Annotated in this window: 23 protein-coding genes; 12 read left to right on the plus strand and 11 right to left on the minus strand. The window is 62.1% G+C overall.

Going from position 1 to position 22,173, the window contains the following annotated elements:
* From scpB to AC07N4_RS07155, 4 genes are read right to left on the minus strand one after another with little or no spacing between them, the layout of a single operon-like run.
* On the minus strand, positions 1 to 1,026 hold the full coding sequence (gene scpB, locus AC07N4_RS07140; protein ID WP_493065485.1) for an SMC-Scp complex subunit ScpB: 1,026 nt from the start codon (positions 1,024 to 1,026) through the stop codon (positions 1 to 3).
* An 11-nt stretch (positions 1,027 to 1,037) separates the two neighbouring features.
* The gene (locus AC07N4_RS07145; RefSeq protein WP_096822223.1) at positions 1,038 to 1,856 is read right to left on the minus strand and encodes a segregation and condensation protein A; all 819 of its coding nucleotides are present in this window, start codon (positions 1,854 to 1,856) and stop codon (positions 1,038 to 1,040) included.
* The gene (locus tag AC07N4_RS07150; protein WP_096822250.1) at positions 1,857 to 2,486 is read right to left on the minus strand and encodes an L-threonylcarbamoyladenylate synthase; all 630 of its coding nucleotides are present in this window, start codon (positions 2,484 to 2,486) and stop codon (positions 1,857 to 1,859) included.
* A gap of 13 nt (positions 2,487 to 2,499) precedes the next feature.
* Positions 2,500 to 3,363, minus strand: a complete 864-nt coding sequence (locus AC07N4_RS07155; protein WP_096822224.1) for a PHP domain-containing protein — start codon at positions 3,361 to 3,363, stop codon at positions 2,500 to 2,502.
* An 87-nt stretch (positions 3,364 to 3,450) separates the two neighbouring features.
* Here AC07N4_RS07155 and AC07N4_RS07160 point away from each other — a divergent pair, with 87 nt between their 5' ends.
* From AC07N4_RS07160 to AC07N4_RS07185, 6 genes are all read left to right on the plus strand, one after another.
* The gene (locus tag AC07N4_RS07160; RefSeq protein ID WP_493065484.1) at positions 3,451 to 4,047 is read left to right on the plus strand and encodes a septation protein A; all 597 of its coding nucleotides are present in this window, start codon (positions 3,451 to 3,453) and stop codon (positions 4,045 to 4,047) included.
* A gap of 1 nt (position 4,048) precedes the next feature.
* Positions 4,049 to 4,348, plus strand: coding sequence for a YciI family protein (locus AC07N4_RS07165; protein WP_096822226.1), 300 nt, complete (start codon positions 4,049 to 4,051; stop codon positions 4,346 to 4,348).
* 121 nt (positions 4,349 to 4,469) lie between these two features.
* Positions 4,470 to 4,880 carry an SH3 domain-containing protein gene (locus AC07N4_RS07170; RefSeq protein WP_096822227.1) on the plus strand — a complete coding sequence of 137 codons (411 nt, stop codon included), beginning with the start codon at positions 4,470 to 4,472 and terminating at the stop codon, positions 4,878 to 4,880.
* A 7-nt stretch (positions 4,881 to 4,887) separates the two neighbouring features.
* On the plus strand, positions 4,888 to 5,565 hold the full coding sequence (locus AC07N4_RS07175) for a response regulator transcription factor (protein ID WP_096822228.1): 678 nt from the start codon (positions 4,888 to 4,890) through the stop codon (positions 5,563 to 5,565).
* Between the two features lie 141 nt (positions 5,566 to 5,706).
* Positions 5,707 to 6,156, plus strand: coding sequence for a Spy/CpxP family protein refolding chaperone (locus AC07N4_RS07180; protein ID WP_102620317.1), 450 nt, complete (start codon positions 5,707 to 5,709; stop codon positions 6,154 to 6,156).
* Between the two features lie 67 nt (positions 6,157 to 6,223).
* Complete coding sequence (locus AC07N4_RS07185) at positions 6,224 to 7,564, plus strand: sensor histidine kinase (RefSeq protein WP_493065483.1); 1,341 nt, start codon at positions 6,224 to 6,226, stop codon at positions 7,562 to 7,564.
* Positions 7,565 to 7,832: 268 nt separating this feature from the next.
* Here the strand turns inward: AC07N4_RS07185 and AC07N4_RS07190 are convergent, their stop codons facing one another.
* The gene (locus AC07N4_RS07190) at positions 7,833 to 8,399 is read right to left on the minus strand and encodes a nitroreductase family protein (protein ID WP_493065482.1); all 567 of its coding nucleotides are present in this window, start codon (positions 8,397 to 8,399) and stop codon (positions 7,833 to 7,835) included.
* 121 nt (positions 8,400 to 8,520) lie between these two features.
* On the opposite strand from AC07N4_RS07190, the gene AC07N4_RS07195 reads away from it, so the two are divergent.
* On the plus strand, positions 8,521 to 9,975 hold the full coding sequence (locus AC07N4_RS07195) for a TrkH family potassium uptake protein (RefSeq protein WP_096822231.1): 1,455 nt from the start codon (positions 8,521 to 8,523) through the stop codon (positions 9,973 to 9,975).
* Here AC07N4_RS07195 and AC07N4_RS07200 read toward each other — a convergent pair.
* Positions 9,932 to 10,993 carry an AraC family transcriptional regulator gene (locus tag AC07N4_RS07200; protein ID WP_192560073.1) on the minus strand — a complete coding sequence of 354 codons (1,062 nt, stop codon included), beginning with the start codon at positions 10,991 to 10,993 and terminating at the stop codon, positions 9,932 to 9,934. The genes AC07N4_RS07195 and AC07N4_RS07200 overlap by 44 nt on opposite strands.
* A 167-nt stretch (positions 10,994 to 11,160) precedes the next feature.
* On the opposite strand from AC07N4_RS07200, the gene AC07N4_RS07205 reads away from it, so the two are divergent.
* Entirely contained in the window at positions 11,161 to 11,472 is a 312-nt protein-coding gene (locus tag AC07N4_RS07205) for an Mpo1-like protein (RefSeq protein ID WP_096822233.1), read from the plus strand.
* A gap of 24 nt (positions 11,473 to 11,496) precedes the next feature.
* Positions 11,497 to 12,087, plus strand: coding sequence for an HD domain-containing protein (locus AC07N4_RS07210; RefSeq protein WP_096822234.1), 591 nt, complete (start codon positions 11,497 to 11,499; stop codon positions 12,085 to 12,087).
* Positions 12,088 to 12,101: 14 nt separating this feature from the next.
* Here AC07N4_RS07210 and AC07N4_RS07215 read toward each other — a convergent pair whose 3' ends face one another.
* Positions 12,102 to 12,917 (minus strand): UDP-2,3-diacylglucosamine diphosphatase, encoded by an 816-nt coding sequence (locus AC07N4_RS07215; protein ID WP_007958385.1) that lies wholly within the window; start codon positions 12,915 to 12,917, stop codon positions 12,102 to 12,104.
* A 132-nt stretch (positions 12,918 to 13,049) separates the two neighbouring features.
* Between AC07N4_RS07215 and AC07N4_RS07220 the strand changes: the two genes are divergently transcribed.
* Complete coding sequence (locus tag AC07N4_RS07220; protein WP_096822235.1) at positions 13,050 to 13,814, plus strand: helix-turn-helix transcriptional regulator; 765 nt, start codon at positions 13,050 to 13,052, stop codon at positions 13,812 to 13,814.
* Between the two features lie 72 nt (positions 13,815 to 13,886).
* Positions 13,887 to 14,780 (plus strand): DMT family transporter, encoded by an 894-nt coding sequence (locus AC07N4_RS07225; protein ID WP_096822236.1) that lies wholly within the window; start codon positions 13,887 to 13,889, stop codon positions 14,778 to 14,780.
* On the opposite strand, the gene AC07N4_RS07230 is transcribed toward AC07N4_RS07225, so the two are convergent.
* Positions 14,774 to 15,061 carry an Rdx family protein gene (locus AC07N4_RS07230; protein WP_249484867.1) on the minus strand — a complete coding sequence of 96 codons (288 nt, stop codon included), beginning with the start codon at positions 15,059 to 15,061 and terminating at the stop codon, positions 14,774 to 14,776. The two genes, AC07N4_RS07225 and AC07N4_RS07230, sit on opposite strands and share 7 nt — an antisense overlap.
* Positions 15,062 to 15,132: 71 nt before the next feature.
* Between AC07N4_RS07230 and AC07N4_RS07235 the strand changes: the two genes are divergently transcribed.
* A complete protein-coding gene (locus tag AC07N4_RS07235) occupies positions 15,133 to 17,322 on the plus strand; it encodes a patatin-like phospholipase family protein (RefSeq protein ID WP_493065481.1) in 2,190 nt (729 codons plus the stop codon).
* 6 nt (positions 17,323 to 17,328) lie between these two features.
* On the opposite strand, the gene AC07N4_RS07240 is transcribed toward AC07N4_RS07235, so the two are convergent.
* From AC07N4_RS07240 to recQ, 3 genes are all read right to left on the minus strand, one after another.
* Positions 17,329 to 19,125 (minus strand): motility hub landmark protein FimV, encoded by a 1,797-nt coding sequence (locus tag AC07N4_RS07240; protein ID WP_493065480.1) that lies wholly within the window; start codon positions 19,123 to 19,125, stop codon positions 17,329 to 17,331.
* A gap of 127 nt (positions 19,126 to 19,252) precedes the next feature.
* Positions 19,253 to 19,687, minus strand: coding sequence for a MarR family transcriptional regulator (locus AC07N4_RS07245; RefSeq protein ID WP_007962151.1), 435 nt, complete (start codon positions 19,685 to 19,687; stop codon positions 19,253 to 19,255).
* Between the two features lie 134 nt (positions 19,688 to 19,821).
* On the minus strand, positions 19,822 to 21,951 hold the full coding sequence (gene recQ, locus AC07N4_RS07250; protein WP_096822239.1) for a DNA helicase RecQ: 2,130 nt from the start codon (positions 21,949 to 21,951) through the stop codon (positions 19,822 to 19,824).
* Positions 21,952 to 22,173: the final 222 nt, after the last annotated feature.

Consider the following 22,173-nt stretch of genomic DNA (forward strand, 5'->3'; position numbering starts at 1 on the left):
TCAATCTTCGAACTCGCGGCGCTCGGCTTCGATGGCCTCGGCCAGGGCGCGGGCTTCGGCTTCTTCTTCGCTCAGTTCTGGTTCCGGATCTGGAGCGGGCTGTTCAAGCCGGGCGACGGCGGCCAGCAGTTTCTCCCGGGCTTCGGCAACACCGAGCACATCGTCTTCCTGCTCAGGCTCGGGCTCAAACTCAGGCTCAAATTCTGATTCAGGTTCAAAATCGTCCTCCGGTTCTGCTTCGGGCTCAGCCTCGACCGGCGCCTCGACCGAATCGGACTCAAACCCCGACGGCCTCGGCTCGCCATCCGCGACGTCACGCAGCAAATCGTCGAAGTCGGTCTTGATCCCCTCCTCCATGCTGTCCAGCTCCAGCAGCAGCGTGTGGAAACTGGTTTCCTCTTTCGGCTCTTCCGGCTCGGCGCTGGCATCGGCCAGTTCCTGCAAGCCCGGCGGCACTGGAGCGTCGTCGAAGTCGAGCACCGGATCCGGCTCGATCTCGCGCAGTTCGGCCAGCGGTGGCAACTCGTCGAGGCTCTTGAGGTTGAAGTGATCGAGAAACAGCTTGGTGGTGGCGAACATCGCCGGTTTGCCCGGCACGTCGCGGTAACCAACGATACGGATCCACTCACGCTCCATCAGCGTCTTGACGATGTTGGTGTTGACCGCCACGCCACGCACGTCTTCGATCTCGCCGCGGGTGATCGGCTGGCGATAGGCAATCAACGCCATGGTTTCCAACAGGGCCCGGGAATAACGCTGCGGGCGCTCTTCCCACAGTCGGCCGACCCATGGCGCGAACTTCTCGCGAATCTGCAGGCGATAGCCGGAGGCAACCTCCACGAGCTCGAACGCACGCCCCTCGCAGGACTTGCCGAGCAGGGTCAGGGCTTTCTTGAAGACCGGCGGTTCCGGCCGTTCGCCTTCCTCGAACAACTCGTACAGGCGTTCAAGGGTTTGCGGCTTTCCCGAGGCCAACAGAAAGGCTTCAAGCAGGGGCGCCAGCTCGCGGGGTTCACTCAGGTTCATATCGGGACTCGTTATTCGGCTCGGGCTCGCACGTGGATCGCGGCGAACGGCTCATTCTGCACCAGCTCGACCAAGGATTCCTTGACCAGTTCAAGGATCGCCATGAAGGTCACCACCACACCGAGCCGGCCTTCCTCGGCGGTGAACAGCTCGACGAACGGCACAAACCCGGCACCCTTGAGCCGTTCCAGCACATCGCTCATGCGTTCGCGGGTGGACAGTGCCTCGCGGCTGACCTGATGGCTTTCGAACATGTCGCCACGGCGCAGCACTTCGGCCATGGACATCAATATCTCTTCCAGCGCCACGTCCGGCAACAGCTTGCGCGCCCGGGCTTCCGGGGCATCGAGCTTGGGCACGATCACGTCGCGACCGACGCGGCTCAGGCCGTCGATGCCTTCGGCAGCGGCCTTGAAGCGTTCGTATTCCTGCAGGCGACGGATCAGTTCGGCGCGCGGGTCGTCCTCTTCCTCTTCGACGGTTTCGGCCCGGGGCAGCAGCATCCGCGACTTGATCTCGGCCAGCATCGCCGCCATCACCAGATACTCGGCGGCCAGTTCCAGGCGCACCGACTGCATCAACTCGACATAGCCCATGTACTGGCGGGTGATTTCCGCCACCGGGATGTCGAGGATGTTGATGTTCTGTTTGCGGATCAGGTACAGCAGCAGATCGAGCGGGCCTTCGAAGGCTTCGAGGAAGACTTCCAGGGCGTCCGGCGGGATGTACAGGTCCAGCGGCATTTCCGTGACGGCCTGGCCATAGACCATGGCAAACGGCAGTTCCTGCTGGGCACCGGCCTGGGGATCAACGGTTTCCACTGCGGACATTCAGGCCTCGACCATGAACGGAGCCGGATCGCCGCAACCGACGCGGACCACTTCCGGATCGTCGCCGGTCAGGTCAATCACGGTGGAGGCCTTGATGCCGCCGAAACCGCCGTCGATGATCAGGTCCACTTGATGCTCGAGCAACTGGCGCATTTCGTACGGATCGCTCAGCGGGTCTTCATCGCCCGGCATGATCAGGGTCACGCTCATCAGCGGCTCGCCCAGTTCGGCAAGCAACGCCAAAGCGATCGGATGGCTCGGCACCCGCAGGCCGATGGTGCGCTTCTTCGGGTGCAGCAACAGCCGTGGCACTTCGCGGGTGGCATTGAGAATGAACGTGTAAGGCCCCGGCAAATGAGCCTTGAGAATACGGAAGGTGCCGGTGTCGATCTTGGCGTAATTGCCGAGTTGCGACAGGTCGCTGCAGATCAGCGCGAAGTTGTGCTTTTCGTCGAGCTGACGCAGGCGTCGAACGCGCTCGATGCCGTTCTTGTCGCCGATCTGGCAACCGATTGCGTAGGAAGAGTCCGTTGGATAGACCACCACCCCGCCCTTGCGGATGATTTCGACCGCCTGTTTGATCAGGCGCGCTTGCGGGTTTTCCGGATGGATCTGGAAAAATTGACTCACATTCTCTACCTGTTCAGACGGCGGCAATAACTGTGTCATGTTTGAACCGACACCACAGGGGTGGAAGGTCCTCCGGCACCGGCCGGTACTGGCCGATCTCGGACCAGCCACCAGGGCCATGGAAATCACTGCCGGCGCTGACCAGCAGACCGAACTCACGGGCAAGGATTGCAAGGCTGCCCACCTGTTCCGCAGGCTGATGACCGTTGACCACTTCGATCGCATGCCCGCCCGCTTGAATATAGTCGGCAATCAGCTTTCGGCGCTTGCTGCGCGTGAAATCGTAGTGCCAGGGATGCGCCAGACTGACCCACGCCCCGGCGGCGCGCAGCGTGCCGACGGTGTCTTCGAGGGTCGGCCAGTGTTGCTTGACGTCCCCCAGCTTGCCGGCGCCGAGCCATTTACGAAACGCCTCGGCGCGATCCTTTACAAAACCTTCACGCACCATCCAGTCGGCGAAATGCGGACGGGCCGGCGCGTTGCCGCTGTCACCCAGTTCCTGCTGGATCTGCCGCGCGCCGTCGAGCGCATTCGGCATGCCCTTGAGGGCGAGCTTGCGGCTTATTTCTTCAGACCGTAGCCAGCGGCCATCGTGCAGCTTCGCAATCGCCTCGACCAATGGCGCGGCGTTGACGTCGAAACCGTAGCCCAGCACATGAATGGTGGCACCGCCCCAGGTGCAGGACAGCTCGACGCCGTTGACCAATTGCATCCCCAATTCCGTGGCCGCGATGCGCGCCTCGGCGAGGCCTTCGAGGGTATCGTGATCGGTCAGGGCCAGGACTCGCACGCCGTTCTCGAACGCACGCGCAACCAGTGCCGCAGGCGCCAGGGCGCCATCGGAGGCCGTGCTATGGCAGTGCAAATCAACATTCACGGGGATGTGTAACCTCAAATCAGCTGGCGCTATCGCGCGCCCATATGTTTGTTATTATGCCGCCACATCCAGCTTCTGGCTCTCACTGTGAAACAATTCATCGATTTCATCCCGCTTCTGCTGTTCTTCATCGTCTACAAACTCGATCCACGCACCGTCGATGTCGCCGGTAATGAGTTGACGGTTGGCGGCATTTACAGCGCCACGGCCGTGCTGATCATCAGCTCCCTGGTGGTCTATGGCGCGATCTTCATCAAGCAGCGCAAGCTGGAAAAGAGCCAGTGGCTGACCCTGATTGCCTGCCTCGTGTTCGGCAGCCTGACCCTGGCCTTCCACAGCGAAACCTTCCTGAAGTGGAAAGCCCCGGTGGTCAACTGGCTGTTCGCCCTGGCCTTCCTCGGCAGCCATTTCATCGGTGACCGCCTGCTGATCAAACGCATCATGGGTCACGCAGTGACGCTGCCGGAACCGATCTGGGCGCGCCTGAACATCGCCTGGATCGCTTTCTTGCTGTTCTGCGGCGCCGCCAACCTGTTCGTCGCCTTCACCTTCCAGGACTACTGGGTGGACTTCAAGGTATTCGGCAGCCTGGGCCTGACCGTGCTGTTCCTGGTCGCTCAGGGCATCTACCTGACCCGTCACCTGCACGACGCCGATACCACAACGCCAAAAACCGAGGACTGACATGCTCTACGCAATCATTGCCACCGACGTCGCCAACTCCCTGGACGCGCGCCTCGCCGCCCGCCCGGCCCACCTTGAACGCCTGCAAGTGCTCAAGGGCGAAGGCCGCATCGTCCTGGCCGGCCCGCACCCGGCCGTCGACAGCAATGATCCGGGCGCTGCGGGTTTCACCGGCAGCCTGATCGTCGCCGAATTCGACTCCCTGAGCGCCGCGCAGGCCTGGGCCGATGCCGATCCGTACATCGCCGCCGGTGTCTACGCCAATGTTGTCGTGAAGCCGTTCAAGCAAGTCCTGCCGTAACTTTCCCCCGCCCGTGTCCCCACGCGATGAACCTTGTCGGCTCATCGCGTTCTCAATCGCTCATTATTCTCGTTTGCCGGCCGACAACCTGCCCAATATCCATTTGGTAACAGGAGTCGCGATGCGCAAGGGTCCGTTGTGTCTGATGTTGGTCACGTTGTCGATCGTGGCGCCCGCCCATGGTGTAGAAACCACCGAAAGCGGCAACTCCACGCCGCTTTCGTTGAGCGCCGGCAGCCAGATCACCGAGTTGCAGCAGCGCCTGAAGGCCAGCGAGCAGCAGCGGGAAGAACTGAGCAAACAACTGCAAGATGCCGACAACACCCGCGAAAGCGCCCAGCTTGCCCGGTTGCGCCAAGAGAACCAGCGCCTGAAGCTGCAACTCAAGGAAGCCCAGGCCAGCCCGCTGCCGCGCCTGCTGACCGAACAGCAGCAATGGTTCGTCACCGGTGCCGGGGTAGCGCTATTGGCCCTGCTCTGCGGTATCTTTGCCAGTGGTGCAAGTCGAAAACGTCGACAATGGCTAAATTGAGTGAGTCATGAGCGAGCTGTTACTGATTGATGATGACGAGGAGCTGTGTGAGCTCCTGAGCAGTTGGCTGAGCCAGGAAGGCTTTCAGGTCCGTGCGTGTCACGACGGCCAGAGCGCCCGCAAGGCACTGGCCGAGACCGCGCCTGCCGCCGTGGTGCTGGACGTGATGCTCCCTGACGGCAGCGGTCTGGAACTGCTCAAGCAACTGCGCAACGACCACCCCGACCTGCCGGTGCTGATGCTCTCGGCTCGCGGCGAGCCGCTGGATCGCATCCTCGGCCTGGAACTGGGTGCCGACGATTACCTGGCCAAACCGTGCGACCCGCGCGAGCTCACCGCGCGCCTGCGCGCTGTGCTGCGCCGCAGTCACCCGGCCGCCGTCTCGACCCAACTTGAGTTGGGTGATTTGAGTTTCAGCCCGGTGCGTGGCGTGGTCAGCATCGACGAGAAGGAATTCACCCTCACCGTTTCCGAAAGCCGCCTGCTCGAAGCCCTGCTCAAGCAACCCGGCGAGCCGCTGGACAAACAGGAACTGGCGCAGATCGCCCTCGGCCGCAAGCTGACCCTGTACGACCGCAGCCTGGACATGCACGTCAGCAACCTGCGCAAGAAGATCGGCCCCCACGCCGACGGCCGCCCGCGCATCGTCGCCCTGCGCAGCCGCGGCTACTATTACAGCCTCTGAATCCCCGCACCCGGACGCTTTGTCAGTTTGATGACAAAGCGTCTTTACCCAAGCTTTACCCAGCGCTGACCGCCGCTGACCTTGATCTCCGTAATCTGGACTCATCCGGAACGTACCGGGAACGAGACAAGGAGATACACCATGCGCAAGACTCTTATCGCTCTGATGTTCGCTGCCGCTCTGCCAACCGTCGCCATGGCCGTGCCGCAGGATGGTGGCCCGATGGGTGGGCCGGACGGCGGCTGGCGCCACGGCGGTCAGATGCACGGCATGCACGGCAAAGGCCCGTACAGCCAGCTGGACCTGTCCCGCGAACAGCGCGAGCAGATCCGCAAGATCATGGGCGAGCAGATGCACGAGCGTAAGCAGACGGTCGAGAAATACCTGGAGAAACTCTCGCCAGCCGACCAGAAAGCCATGAAAGACGAGATGGCGGCCAACCACAAGAAAGCCGAATCCGATGTCCGCGCCGTGCTGAAGCCGGATCAACAGAAGAAATTCGACGAGATCCAGAAGAAACAGGACGAGCGTCGCGCCGAATGGGCTGAATTCAAGGCCTGGAAAGCGCAACAGCCGCAAAAGGCGCAATAATGTTCTAGCGTCACGCCCCGACCCAACGGCTCGCCGCCGTTGGGTTTTCTTTGTTTGAGGACTTTCCGTGCGTTCATTGTTCTGGCGTATTCTCGCGAGCTTCTGGCTGGCCATCGCTCTGGTTGCAGGGCTTTCCATTCTGCTGGGGCACATGCTCAACCAGGACGCGTGGATCCTCAGCCGCCATCCGGGCCTGAACACCCTGGCCGCCGACTGGACGCAGACCTACGAAACCCAGGGCGAAGACGCCGCCCAGGACATCCTCGAACAACGCAAACGCCAATATCACATCGACGTGCAAGTGCTGAACGAAAGCGGCGACCCGGTGGTGCGCGGCACCTTCCCCCGTCGCGCGGCCGCCTTCGAAGCACGGCAGAACAACGACGACCGACGCCTGCCATGGCGACGGCTGACCGATGAATTCACCAGCGAAAAAAGCGGCGACACCTACCTCTTTATCTACCGCATCCCGCACCCGGAACTCGACGCCTGGCACCGCGAAAGCCTGCTCTGGCCATTGAGTGCGCTGGGAATCGCGCTGGTGGTGCTGACCCTGTTCAGCCTGTTGGTGACCTTCTCCATCACCCGTCCGCTCAGCCGTTTGCGCGGGGCGGTGCACGATCTGGGACAAACCACCTATCAGCAGAACAGCCTGGCGAAACTGGCCAACCGTCGCGATGAGTTCGGCGTGCTCGCCAACGATTTCAACCGCATGGGCGCACGCCTGCAAAGCCTGATCGGCAGTCAGCGCCAGTTGCTGCGCGACGTGTCCCACGAGCTGCGCTCACCGCTGGCACGTCTGCGCATCGCACTTGCACTGGCTGAACGGGCGAGCCCGGAAGAACGGGAAAAACTCTGGCCACGCCTGACCCGCGAGTGCGATCGGCTGGAAGCGTTGATCAGTGAGATTCTGGTACTGGCGCGGGTAGATGCCGACAACGCCAGCGCCGAAGCCGTGGATCTGAATGCCCTGCTGGGCTCTCTGCAAAAGGACGCACAACTCGGCTCGCCCGAGCAGACCGTCCGCCTGGAGGCCGAGCCGCAGCTCAACATGACCGGATGGCCGACCATGATCGAGCGCGCCGTGGACAACCTGCTGCGCAATGCCCAGCGCTTCAACCCGGTGGGGCAGTCGATCGAAATGCAGGCTTCACGTCAGGGCGAGCGAATCGTGGTCAGCGTGCGCGACCATGGACCGGGGGTGCAGGCGGAGCATTTGAGCCAGTTGGGCGAGCCGTTTTATCGGGCGCCGGGGCAGACTGCGGCTGGGCATGGTTTGGGATTGGCGATTGCCCGGCGGGCGGCGGAGCGACATGGCGGGACGCTGGTGCTGGCGAATCATCCGCAGGGTGGGTTTGTGGCGAGTCTTGAGTTGCCGTTGGAGCCTGGAGCGGTGGTCCAGCCCTAGAAGCAGCCCCTCACCCCAGCCCTCTCCCGGAGGGAGAGGGAGCCGACCGGGTAGTCTTGCGTTATACATCGACCTGAAAAATTGAGTCGATTATGGTTCTGTAAAAGCACTTGAACCGAGTCAATTCTGAATTCGGCCAAAGCACCTGAACCAAGTCAATTCGGATTCGGCAAAGTTCTTTCAGGTCGGTGAACCTCGGGAGCATCCCCCGGTCAGTCCCCTCTCCCCCCGGGAGAGGGTTAGGGTGAGGGGTTTGCTTTTAACGCTTTCAGGCCTTACCCGGCCAGGCACTGACAAACTCCGCCAGATCAACCTTCTCGGCCACTCGCGGTTCTTTCTGCGGGGTGCCGAGGTACAGGAACGCAATCACCTCTTCGCCATCCGTCAGCCCCAAACCCTTGGCGACATGTTCCGAGTAAGCCAGATCACCGGTGCGCCATACCGCGCCAATCCCCTGCGCGTAGGCCGCCAGCAGAATCCCGTGCGCCGCACAGCCCGCCGCCAGCAACTGCTCGGCTTTCGGGTATTTGACGTGATCCTGCAATTTGGCGATGACCACGACCACCAGTGGCGCCCGCAGCGGGCCGTTGCGGGCCTTGTCGATCATCGCTTCGGTGACTTCGCCTTCCTGCATCTGCGCCGCTTCGGCCAGCAACTCGCCCATCTGCTCACGCGCCGCGCCTTCGACGGTCAGGAAGCGATACGGCTGCAAATGCCCGTGATCCGGTGCACGGGTCGCGGCGGCAAACAGCACTTCGCGCTGTTCGGCGGTGGGGGCCGGATCGATCAGTCGTGGAACGGAAACACGGTTGAGCAAAGCGTCGAGAGCCTGCATCGGCCACCTCCTGAAAAAAATGTCCGGCTATTCTAGCTGCAAGTGATCCGGCCGCGTCGGTTTACATGCCTTGCCCCGCAGGTAGAATGGCGCCCTTCCCACATCAGCCCGAGCGGACTTCATGGCGTTGCCGACCTTACGGATCATTGGTTTCATCATCGGCATCTTCCTGATCACCCTGGCCATCGCCATGGTCGTGCCCATGGCCACCCTGGTGATTTTCGACCGCACCGGCGATCTGCCGTCGTTCCTCTGGGCGAGCATGATCACCTTCCTCGCCGGCCTCGCGCTGGTGATTCCCGGGCGCCCGGAACACATTCACCTGCGTCCCCGCGACATGTACCTGCTGACCGTCACCAGTTGGCTGGTGGTGTGCATCTTCGCCGCGCTGCCGTTTTTGCTGACCCAGCACATCAGCTACACCGACTCGTTCTTCGAAAGCATGTCCGGCATCACGGCCACCGGCTCGACTGTATTGAGCGGGCTGGACACCATGTCCCCGGGCATCCTGATGTGGCGCTCGCTGCTGCACTGGCTCGGCGGCATCGGCTTCATCGGCATGGCGGTGGCGATTCTGCCGCTGCTGCGCATCGGCGGCATGCGCCTGTTCCAGACCGAATCCTCGGACCGCTCGGAAAAGGTCATGCCCCGCTCGCACATGGTGGCGCGGCTGATCGTGGCGGCATACGTGGGCATCACCATTCTCGGCAGCCTGGCGTTCTGGTGGGCGGGCATGAGCCCGTTCGATGCGATCAACCACGCGATGTCGGCGATCTCCACCGGCGGTTTCTCGACTTCCGACCAATCCCTGGCCAAGTGGACGCAACCAGCGGTGCACTGGGTGGCAGTGGTGGTGATGATCCTCGGCAGCCTGCCGTTCACCCTGTACGTGGCGACGCTGCGCGGCAACCGTCGGGCGCTGATCAAGGATCAACAGGTGCAGGGTTTGCTCGGCATGTTGCTGGTGACCTGGCTGGTGCTCGGCACCTGGTACTGGTGGACCACCAACCTGCATTGGCTGGACGCCCTTCGCCATGTGGCGCTGAACGTGACGTCAGTGGTCACCACCACCGGATTCGCATTGGGGGATTACAGCCTGTGGGGCAATTTCTCACTGATGCTGTTCTTTTATCTGGGCTTCGTCGGCGGCTGTTCCGGCTCGACGGCGGGCGGGATCAAGATCTTCCGATTCCAGGTCGCCTACATCCTGCTCAAGGCCAACCTTAACCAGTTGATCCACCCACGCGCGGTGATCAAGCAGAAGTACAACGGTCATCGCCTCGACGAGGAAATCGTCCGGTCGATCCTGACGTTCTCGTTCTTCTTCGCCATCACCATCTGCGTGATCGCCCTGCTGCTGTCGCTGCTGGGCGTGGACTGGATGACCGCGTTGACCGGCGCCGCCAGCACCGTATCCGGCGTCGGCCCGGGGCTGGGTGAAACCATCGGCCCGGCCGGCAACTTCGCCAGCCTACCGGATGCGGCCAAGTGGATTCTGTCGTTCGGCATGCTGCTCGGCCGACTGGAGATCATTACGGTGTTTGTGCTGTGTATTCCGGCATTCTGGCGTCACTGATCGCGTTCGGCGCCTCCAGCAACCGCGCCCGGTAATCGCCGGGCGTGGTGTCGAACCAGCGGCGGAAGGCACGGAAGAAATTGCTCGGATCGGCAAACCCCAGCAGATAGGCGATCTCCAGCAAGGTCATGCTCGGCTGCGCCAGATACTGCTCGGCGAGTTCTCGACGGGTGTCATCGAGCAACTGCTGAAAACTGGTGCCCTCCTCCTGCAAGCGCCGTTGCAAGGTGCGTTGCGACAGGTGCAGCGTCTGCGCCACTGTATCGCGCTTGGGCTCGCCCTGCGGCAGCAAGCGGCACAACACCTGACGCGCCTTGTGGGTCACACGACTTTCGGAAAACCGCGCCAGATATTCCCCGGCAAACCGGTCGTGCAGCAGCGCCATCGCCTCGTTTGCGGTAGGCAGTGGCGCTTCCATGTCGGCGCGTTCGAAGATCAGCGCGTCATACGGCGCGTTGAACACCAGCGGCGCATGAAAGGCTTGTTTGTAGGGTTCAAGATCATCGGGCTCATCGCCCTGCACCAGCACTTTGCGCGGGTGCAGCGTGCGCCCGGTCAACCAGCCGCACAGCGCCAGCGCGCAGGCCAGCGAGGCTTCGGCACTTTGCCGGGTCGGCGGCAGATGATCGCCGTGCACCGTCAGAATCAGCGCATAACCTTCGTCGAGCAGGCGAAAACTCAAGTCGGCACTTTCGGCAATGATCCGCTGATAACGCACCAGTCGCTGAAAGCCTTCGGCCAGGGTGTTGCTGGACATCAGCGCGTAGCCCGCCACATGGAACGAGGCCGGTCGCACCACTTTGCCCATGTTCAGACCGATGGCGGGATTACCGGACAGCTCGACCGCCCGTTGCCAGAGTCGGGTCATGGAATCCTGCGGGAAGCGTGCGTCCGGATCCTCCAGCGCCGCGTAGTCGAGCCCCAGCTGTTTGAACAGAACCCGGCAATCCAGGCCGTCCATTTCCAGTGCCTTGACAATCCCCATCGCCCAGCTTGCAGATGTCGTTCGTTCGCTCATGGCGTTTTTTCTTGGATGACATGGTGAGCCGCATACTACGGCCGATTTCCCAAGGATAGTAAAGTGGCGCCGATTGTCACTGGCCGACGCCAATGATCACTCTAGACTCAAATAAGCTACCCACCGAACAACTTGCAATCAGAACAATAACCACAGAGATCGCGGTCGTGGAAACCATCAAGCCTTTCAACAGCTTCGCCGAGTTCTATCCGTATTACCTCAGCGAACACAGCAACAGCACCTGCCGTCGCCTGCATTTCATCGGGACGACGCTGGTGATCTTCATTCTCGCGATGACCATCGCCAAGGGCGCCTGGCTGCTGTTGCTGGCCCTGCCGCTGGCCGGCTACAGCTTCGCCTGGGTCGGCCATTTCTTTTTCGAGAAGAACCGGCCGGCGACATTCCAGCATCCGTTCTACAGCCTGCTGGGGGATTTCGTCATGTACCGCGACATGATCCTGGGCCGCGTGGCGTTCTAGAAACCCTGACCAAGAGGATTGCCGATGAATGCCAATGCCCGTTTCACCCACATGAAGGACGGCACGCAGGAAGACTGGGCGATCATCGCGGCGGACTTCAGCGCCTACGCCCGTCAACTGCCGGGCCGGATCATGGCGCACCTGAAATTGCTCGAAGGTGATTTCGGCGGGTTTCCGGTGGATCGCCTGACCCACTCGCTGCAAACCGCGACCCGTGCATATCGCGACGGACGCGACGAGGAATACGTGGTCTGCGCCCTGCTCCACGACATCGGCGACACGCTGGGTTCCTACAATCACCCGGACATCGCCGCCGCCATTCTCAAGCCGTTCGTCAGCGCCGAGAACCTGTGGATGGTGGAAAAGCACGGGATCTTCCAGGGCTACTACTTCTTCCATCACCTGGGCATGGATCGGCACCTGCGCGAGCAGTTCAGCGGTCATCCGCAGTATCAGGCGACCGCGGAATTCTGCGCGAAATACGACGCGGCGGCATTCGACCCGGATTACGACACCCTGCCGCTGAGCTTCTTCGAACCGATGATGGAGCGGCTGTTCGCCCGGCCGAAGAACTCCATCTACAAGGCTGCGATGGAAGAACACGCGCCGGCCTGAGTTGATCTGGACACTCAGGCCAGCTCGGCAACCTTGGCCGCTTTCAGTTCGGCCTCCCGCGCCTGTGCATCCGCCAGGCGATACAGCTCGATCGTGCCGTCCCAGTGTTCGATCAGCGCCGTGCACGACTCCACCCAGTCACCGCAATTGAGGTAATCCACCTCGCCGACCTTGCGGATCTCGGCATGGTGAATGTGCCCGCACACCACGCCGTGCAATTCGCGCTTCACGCACTCATGAGCGATGGCTTCTTCGAAGTCGCTGATGAAGCTCACCGCGGTCTTCACCTTGTGCTTGAGATAGGCCGACAGCGACCAATAGCCGTAACCGTATTTCGCCCGCCAGTGATTGAGCCAGCGATTGAGGGTCAGGGTGAATTCGTAGGCCGAATCGCCAAGGAACGCCAGCCAGCGGTGATAACGGGTGATCACGTCGAACTGGTCGCCGTGGATCACCAGCAAATGCCGGCCATCGGCCGTGACGTGCACCGCTTCGTCGACCAACTGGATGTTGCCCAGGATCAGCTTCGAATAGCGACGCAGGAATTCGTCATGGTTGCCGGTGACGTAGATCACCTCGGTGCCGCGCTTGCTCATGGTCAGCAAGCGGCGGATCACGTTGGTGTGCGCCTGGGGCCAGTACATGCCGCCGCGCAGTTTCCAGCCGTCGATGATGTCACCGACCAGGTAGATCTTGTCGGCGTGATAACCCTTGAGAAATTGCGACAGATGCTCGGCCTGGCAATCCCGCGTGCCCAGATGCACGTCGGAAATCCACAAGGTGCGAACCCTTTGTTTACGGCTGGGTCTGGCGAGCTCGGCGCTGGTCATGGGCAACCCTCTGCGATGTTTTCGCCACTGTGCGCGAGCCCGGTTAATCGACCATGACAGGCGTGCGTCAGTCTTGTGACAAACGCGTCGCCCCTGCGCCGGTGTAGACTGGCAGCTCGCCCGGAGACCGCCATGCCACCGATCCTGACCCTGCGCCATTACACCCACGACCTGATCGTCCACAGTCACGACCACGCCCAACTGGTGTTCGGCCTGTCGGGTGCGCTGGATTTCGAGGTCGAAGGGCATGGCAGCCAGGTATTGCAGCAGAGCTTCGTGGTGATTCCCTCCGGCGCGCATCACGCGTGCGGCAGCCCCAAGGGCAGCCGTTGCCTGGTACTGGACGTGCCGGACGATCAATGGTTGTCACGCTCACTGGGCGATCACGCCGACGCCAGCCGCCGCCTGCTGGACAACGCCGCGCGGCTGTCACTGGATGCCGGCCAGGGCCAACTGGTCAATTGGCTGGCGAACAGCCCGGTGGACGATCCGCTGATTGCGCAACAGGGCGCGGTGCTGTTGCTGGCGAGCCTGAATCACGCGCAACCTGCCGAGGTCTGCGCCCGTCGCCTGCCCTACGCGGCCCTCGATGCGCACATCGAGCAGTACGCGGCCTACCCGCTGCAGGTCGCGGATCTGGCGCGTGTCGCCGGACTCTCCAGCGCCCGATTGCATGCGCGGTTCGTCGCCGAATGCGGGCAGACACCCATGGATTACATTCGCAGTCGACGGCTGCATAAGGCCGTCACGCTGTTGCGAGAAACCACGCTAGCCATCGGGGAAGTGGCCAGCCGTGTAGGCTATGGATCGCAAAGTGCGTTCTCGGCCGCCGTCCTGCGTGAATTCGGTACCTCTCCTACACAATTGCGACGCGAGGCTGACGACAAAAGTCGATAGTCTGCCGACAGACTTTTCGGCCGCTACACGCTTCAATGTGTGCCTGAAATGGTGTTTGGAAAAAGGACTGCAATGACTCCCCGTACTGCCCTTGGCGCCCTGCATATCGGCGCATTGATGTTCGGCCTGACCGGCGTCTTCGGCAAACTCGCCGCCGCAACGCCAGCGGTCATCGTCTTTGGACGGGCCGCGTTTGCCGTTCTTGCGCTGGCGTTCTTTGCCCGTTTCGCCAGCCAGCACGGCTGGCAAAAACTGCAAGCCGTGGACTGGCGACGACTGGCCCTGAGCGGTGTGCTGCTGGCCGGTCACTGGGTGAGCTTCTTCATTGCCGTGAAGGTGGCCGGCGTCGCGGTGGCCACCCTGGGTTTCGCCAGTTTCCCGGCCTTCACGGTCATCCTCGAAGGGTTGATCTTCCGCGAACGCATCCGTGCCAACGAAATCATTCTGGTGGCGCTGGTCAGTGTCGGCCTGGTGCTGGTGACCCCGGCGTTCGACCTGGCCAGCGGCGCCACCACCGGGCTGCTCTGGGCGATTCTTTCCGGCCTGCTGTTTTCACTGTTGTCGCTGACCAACCGTGCCAGTTCCGGACGCATCCCGGCGGTGCAGGCAGCGTTGTGTCAGAACGTGGTGGTGGCGTTGTGTCTGCTGCCGGTGGCGGCGCCGCAACTGAGTGAAGTGCGCGCCATCGACTGGCTGTGGATCGCCCTGCTCGGTGTGTTCTGCACCGGCGTCGCCCACAGCCTGTTCGTCGCCAGTCTCGCCGTGATCAAGGCGCGAACTGCGGCGGTGGTGTTCGCCATGGAGCCGGTTTACGGCATTACCGTCGCGTGGCTGCTGTTCGATGAAAACCCGACCCTGCGGATGCTGCTCGGCGGCGCGCTGATCATCGTCGCCATCGTTGTGTCGAGCCAGATGTCAGGCAGCGCCAGCAAAAAAACGGTGGAGGCCGAGGCTGCGTCTCACTGAGTGCGGTCGTTATGGCCGAGGTCGCGCTCAGGGTCGATCTGATCGCGGACTCGCTGCTTGAGCACCTTGGCCTCGGGGAAACCACCGTCGGCCTTGCGCTCCCAGATCTGCACATCGTTGCAACTGATGTGAAAGATCCCGCCGGTACCCGGCACCAGTGACACTTTGCCAAGGTCGTCGCCAAAGGTACTGAGCAACTCCTGCGCCAGCCACGCCGCGCGCAACAGCCACTGGCATTGCGTGCAATAAGTAATGACGATTTCCGGTTTTGTGGCGGTCATGATCGTTGAAACTCCTGAGCCAGAGGGCGCCGCTATAATAGCCGGCTTTAACGCTTGCCCCGAGACTCACAATGCGTCGTCTGCTGATCTGCCTTTTGCTTGGTTTCCTTCCGCTGTTCGTTCATGCCAGTGAAGCGCCGCGACCGAAAGTCGGCCTGGTGCTGTCCGGCGGTGCGGCCCGCGGGCTGGCACACATCGGCGTGCTCAAGGCGCTGGAAGAGCAAGGCATCAAGATCGATGCGATTGCCGGCACCAGCATGGGTGCAGTGGTCGGTGGCCTCTACGCCTCGGGTTACAAGATCGACGAACTGGAAAAACTCGCCCTGAGCATCGACTGGCAGCAGGCCCTGTCCGATGCTCCACCTCGGGAAGACGTACCGTTTCGACGCAAACAGGATGACCGCGATTTTCTGGTGAAGCAGAAACTGAGCTTTCGCGACGACGGCAGCCTCGGCCTGCCGCTCGGGGTGATTCAAGGGCAGAACCTCGCGTTGCTGCTGGAAAGCCTGTTGGCCCACACCAGCGACACCCGTGATTTCGACAAGCTGCCGATCCCGTTCCGCGCCGTGGCCACCGACATCGCCAACGGCGAAAAAGTGGTGTTTCGCAAAGGCCACCTGCCCCAGGTGATCCGCGCCAGCATGTCAATCCCGGCGGTGTTCGCCCCGGTCGAGCTCGATGGCCGGCTGCTGGTGGACGGCGGCATGACCGACAACATCCCCCTCGATGTGGCCAGGGAAATGGGCGTCGATGTGGCCATCGTGGTCGACATCGGCACCCCGCTGCGCAACCGCAAGCAACTGACCACCGTGGTCGATGTACTGAACCAGTCGATCACCCTGATGACCCGGCGCAACTCCGAAGAACAACTGGCGGCGCTGCACCCGAATGACGTGCTGATCCAGCCGCCGTTGGCCAGTTTCGGCGCCACCGATTTCGGTCGCGCCGAGGAAATGATCGATGCCGGTTACCGCGCCGCCAAGGCCCTCGACACCCGCCTCGCCCGATTGAAACCGGCCGACTCTCAGGACGCCGAGCTCAACGCCGCCCGCGCACCGGGCCAGCGCACGCCGATCATCACCGCGATCAGGGTCGAGAACGACTCGAAAGTCGGCGACGACGTGATCCGTTACTACATCCGTCAGCCCATCGGTGAGCCGCTGGACCTCGGGCGTCTGCACTCGGACATGGGCACCTTGTACGGCCTGGATTACTTCGAACAGGTGCAATACCGCGTGGTGCACAAGGGCCAGGAACATACGCTGGTGATCAGCGCCCGGGGCAAGCGCAGCGGCACCGATTACTTGCGGGTTGGCTTGAACCTGTCGGACGACATGCGCGGCGACAGCGCCTTCAACCTCGGCGCCAGTTACCGAATGAACGGCATCAACCGCCTCGGCGCTGAATGGTTGACCCGGGCGCAGATCGGCGACAAGCAGGAGCTCTATACCGAGTTCTATCAGCCGCTGGACGTCGGCTCGCGCTACTTCGTCGCACCGTATGCAGCGTTTGAAGCCCAGAACGTCGACTCGGTGCTCGACAATGACCCGATCGCCCAATATCGCGTCGAGCGCTATGGCTTCGGCCTCAATGTCGGCCGCCAGATCGGCAACAACGGTGAAATCCGCTTTGGTGTCGGCGAGGCCTGGGGCAAAGCGGATGTGCGAATCGGCGATCAGAATCTGCCGAGCGAACACTTCAACGAAGGCTTCTATGCGCTGAAATACTCGTTCGACTCACTGGACAATGTGTACTTCCCCCACGACGGCAAGGACATTAGCCTGACCCTGATGCAATTCGAACCGAGCCTGGGTTCCGACACGCGCTACCGGCAGTGGGAATTCAAACTGGACAAGGCCATGAGCAGCGGCCCGAATACGCTGATTCTGGGCGGTCGTTACGGGCGCACGCTGGACGATGCGAATGTGGTGACGTCGAGCTTCCTGCTGGGCGGCGCCCGACAACTGTCCGGTTTCCGCGAAGATGCCATCTCCGGGCAGAACGTCAGCCTGATGCGGGCGGTGTATTACCGCCGTCTGACGCCGCGCGCTTATCTGCCGCTGGATTTCCCGCTGTATGCCGGCGGCTCGCTGGAGCGCGGCCGGGCCTGGAACAACGACAACGAGTTCGACAGCGGCTACATCAATGCCGCCAGCGTATTCATCGGTTTCGACACACCGCTGGGGCCGCTGAACTTTAGTTATGGCCTGAACGATGCCAACGAACAGGCGGTTTACCTGAATCTGGGGCAGACCTTCTGACCCGGATCAGCGAATCCCGGCCAACAGGGTTCGGGCCGTTTGCCTGAGAGGCTCATCGCCTTCCTTCAGCAGCTCATTGAGCAAGGCGATCGCACTGTCGAGGTCGCCGTCGTCGATGCAGGTCTGGGCCTGCTCGAGCTTTCCGGCGTTGGCCGCCTCGGTCGGGCCCGGCTCGGCTTCCGGTAATTGCAGATCCAGTGGCTCCAGTTTCAGCGACTGACCGGGATCGCCAAATTCGTTGAGGAAGTCATCGTCTATCGGCTGCACATCCGGTTCGTCGATCCACTCCAGCTCCGTCGCCTCAGCGTCATCGTTGGCGGTTTGCGGCAGCTCGAAATCCTGTGGCAGCACTTGCAGGCTGGAGCCCAGTGCCGACGGGGCCGACGAAGGTGTGTCCGTTGCCGGGCGACTGTCTTCCAGATCCCAGCTGGAATCCATCGATAGTTGCTCCAGATTCAGCTCGAAATCATCCTCGGCCAACGGTGTTGTGGGTGCCGCTTGCTCAACGGGCAGCGCGGCAATGACCGGAGCCGCCGCAGCCGGAGGTTCAGTCCTGGTCAGTTTCGGATACCGCGTGCGGGTCTCGTGCAACCGCTGCTCCTCGACACCGAGCTGGCGCAAGTGGCTTTCCTGTTCGTCATAGGCTGACTGGTCGCCCTGGCGCCCCAGTACCTCAAGCATCTGCACACCCAGATCGATGCGCTCCGGCTCCTTTTGCAAGGCCTCGCGCAGCAGACCGAGCGCTTCACCGAGACGCCCATACGCCAGATAAATGCCGACCGCCTCCAGTACATCGCCTGCGGCCTGTTCGTCACGGTGCTCGACGGCCTCCTGAACCACGTTCTGACGAACGACTTCGGGTTCATTGAGCGCGGGTTCGCTTCGCTGGGGTGCCACCGCCGCAAGCCCGACAAGATTCGCTTCAGACTGGCGTCGGCGGCGTACATACAACACCGCCCCCAACCCGCCCAACAACACCAGCAAACCGCCAAGCAGCGGCCAGCTGACGGAGTCTTCCTGCGACTCTACCGGTGCAGCAACCGGAGCCGGGGCTTGCACAGGTGCTACCGGAGCCGGCGGCGCCTGTTGCACTTCCGCCGGACGGGCCTGCAAATCACCCAGCTGTTTCTTGCCGTCGGCGATCAGGATTTCCTGCGCCTGAAGCTTTACGTTCAGCTCATCGATGGTTTTCTGCAGTTGCTGGTTCTGCAGTACGCTGGCGGCCAACTGCTCGGCTTGCGCGTCGTTGGTCGCAGCCGTTTGCGGCACTGGCGCGGCGGGTGGCGCAGCAGGCTTGCTTTGGGAGCCGGCAGCAGGTGCCTCAGGCGTTGGAAACTCCGACGATTGCGCGCGGACGTCAGGCTCGTCGGTGGCCGGCACGATGCCCGGCGAACCCGGCGGATCGATCAGCACCGTGTATTCGCGCAGCAGGTGGCCGTTGGGCTGATTGAGCTGCACAAGGAAATTCAGAAAGGGTTCGTTGACCGGTTTGCTGGAGGTCACCCGGATCAGGTTGCGATTGCCACGCAGGATCGGGGTGAACTTGAGGTCATTGAGGAAGAACACCCGCTCGACCCCGGCACGGCCGAATTCGTCCGCCGTGGCCAGACGGACCGAGAGCTCGCTTTCGCTGAGCCCGGCGACATCCACCAGCGCGATGTCGGCCTTGAGCGGCTGATTGAGGGCCGAGTGCACGGTAATGTCACCGAGCCCCAGCGCCAGTGACGCCGTGGACCAGATGAGAACACCGGCCACCAGCAGTGAGTTGGCGCAACGCAGTACCACGTGCCGACTGTCGAACATGAGCATCCCTTAAATAAGCAAAACCGACTTCTATGGGTTCGCACATCCGGTACGAACACGATATTGCCCAGTAGTTCTTATAGTCTGCCCAGCGCGATCTCTCAAAAAAACGGCACGCGGTTGTGCCTCAAGACTTTTCCAGGTTGGCCAGAATGTGCCCATGAACCCGCATGCACACCTTCAAATCCGCCTCGTCGACGCCTTCGAACAATTCGTGACGCAGTTGCGTGGCGATGGTCTCGATCTGTTCGATCAGCGGCAGTGCCGGGGCGCACAACACGATTTTTTTCGCCCGCCGGTCTTCCATCACGGACTGGCGTTGCACCAGGCCCTGGCTTTCCAGGCTGTCGAGCAGGCGGGCAAGGGTCGGCCCTTCGACGCCAACGCTTTGCGCCAGCTCCCGTTGGGTCGGGGCGTCTTCGAAACGCGCCAGATGCAGCAGCACCAGCCAGCGCGCCTGGGACAAACCCAGGCCGGCCAGCCGGCGATCCAGTTCGGCACGCCAGCCACGGGACATCTGGGCCAGTTGCATGCCAAAGCGGTGTTGATCGGTTAACGGCATAAAACACTCATGGTTAGACTGAAGAAATAGAGAAAAACTAATTATTAGTCAGCTAAGCATGACATTTGGCTATAGGCAAGAGCCGCCCTGTACTGAATCGTTACATCTGTATAACGGTTTGTGTAAGCCTTGGCTCACATCTCGAATTCAGATTGCAGCGCAGCCCTTACGCAATACAGCACGCCTTCCGGTACGCGGCCGGCAAACAGCTCCGCCACTTCAGCGACCGACGGCAACTCGCCTTCGCCGTCGAGGAACGCATCCTGGACTTCGCCCATCAGGTCTTCCGGCAGGTCCAGCGCCTGTTCCAGCGACAATTGCTGCTTGCCGATGGCTTCGGCAAGCATGGTGTAAACGTTCTTTTCCGAGCACTGCAACTGACCGGAAATCTGCAACGGCGTCATACCGGCACGGGCCAGGGTAATCAATTCGTGGCGTACGTCGGCCACCACTTTCGGTGTCTCGGCCTCGCCGCCGAGCACTTCGAGGAAAGCCTCGCCGTAGCGCTCCAGCTTGCGTGCGCCGACGCCGCTGACCTGGGCCATTTCCGCCAGCGAGGTCGGCTGGCTGCGGAGCATTTCCAGCAGGGTCGAATCGGGGAAGATGACGTACGGCGGCACGCCGTGTTCTTCCGCCAGTTTGCGGCGCAGGGCACGCAGTGCTTCCCACTGTTCGCGCTCCTCAAAGCGCACCAGTTGACTGGCCGGGCTCTTGCTGCCGCTCTTGGCGGTGACTTGCGGCTTGAGGTCGCGGCGCAGCTCCAGGCTCACTTCACCCTTGAGCAGCGGCCGACAAGTGTCGCTCAGACGCAACCCGCCGTAGCCTTCGTGATCGACATCCGCCAGGCCGCGAGCAACCAATTGGCGGAACAGCGAACGCCATTCGCTCTCGCTAAGCGCCTTGCCGACGCCGTACACCGACAGGTGCTGATGGCCGAAGCTGCGGACTTTTTCGTTGTCCTTGCCCAGCAGCACGTCCACCAGATGGCCGACACCGTAACGCTGGCCAGTGCGATAGATCGCCGACAGCGCCTGACGTGCAGGCTCGGTGGCGTCCCAGGTCTGCACGCCGTCGGTGCAGTTGTCGCAGTGCCCGCATGGCTCGGGCATGTCTTCGTCGAAATACGCCAGCAACGCCTGACGACGGCAGCGGGTTTCTTCGCAGAGCGAGAGCATGGCGTCGAGCTTGTGCTGCTCCAGACGCTTGTGGCGCTCGTCGCCTTCGGAGTTCTGCAGCATCTGCTTGAGCATCACCACGTCTTGCAGACCGTAGGCCATCCACGCGTCCGCCGGCAGACCGTCACGGCCGCCGCGTCCGGTTTCCTGGTAATAGGCTTCCAGAGATTTCGGCAGGTCGAGGTGAGCGACGAAACGCACGTTGGGTTTGTCGATGCCCATGCCGAACGCCACGGTGGCGACCATGATCAGGCCTTCCTCGTTGAGGAAGCGTTTCTGGTGATAGGCGCGCAGATCGTTGGGCAGACCGGCGTGATACGGCAGCGCCGGGAAGCCCTGCTCGGTGAGAAACGCGGCCACCTCTTCCACCTTCTTGCGCGACAGACAGTAGACGATGCCGGCGTCGCTGCGCCGCTCGGCCAGGAACGCCAGCAACTGCTTGCGCGGCTGCTCCTTGGGCACGATGCGGTAGAAGATGTTTGGTCGGTCGAAGCTCGACAGAAAGCGCTCGGCATTCTGCAGATGCAGGCGGGTGACGATTTCTTCGCGGGTGCGCTTGTCGGCGGTGGCGGTCAGGGCGATGCGCGGCACGTCGGGGAACATTTCCGCCAACTGCCCCAGTTGCAGGTATTCCGGGCGGAAGTCGTGGCCCCATTGCGACACGCAGTGCGCTTCATCGATGGCGAACAGGGCGATGTTCAAGCCTTGCAGGAACGACAGCATCCGCGGCTGCACCAGACGCTCGGGCGCCAGATAGAGCATTTTCACTTCGCCGCGCTTGATCCGGTTGGCGAGGTCGCGCTGCTGTTCGGCGCTCAACGTGGAGTTCAACGCGGCAGCAGCCACACCCAGCTCTTCGAGGGTGGCGACCTGATCGTCCATCAGCGCGATCAGCGGCGACACCACCACCGCCAGGCCGTCGCGCAGCAGCGCCGGCACCTGGAAGCACAGGGACTTGCCGCCGCCGGTCGGCATCAGGACAAGGGCATCGCCGCCACTGGCCACGCGCTCAATGATTGCACCCTGACGGCCACGGAAACTGTCGTAGCCGAAGATGTCCTTGAGGACGCGTTGAGCCTGTTCGAGCATAAAAACTCCAAAAATCCACCGAAACATCCCTGCACAGGCTGGTTCAAGACAGCCGAGGCTGCTTTAAACAAAACGTAAGGGCGCATTGCATGACGCCGTACAGATTCAGCCGCGACACCGGCAGGGATCGCAAAGCGCGGCAGTATACCCGAGCCCTCCCCGGCAAAGGGCACCGCCGATAAGAAGCTTGTGGGCGCAAATCTGCCGTGCGGCTGGCTTGAG

The sequence above is a fragment of the Pseudomonas sp. GW821-FHT09E04 genome, from assembly GCF_059416185.1.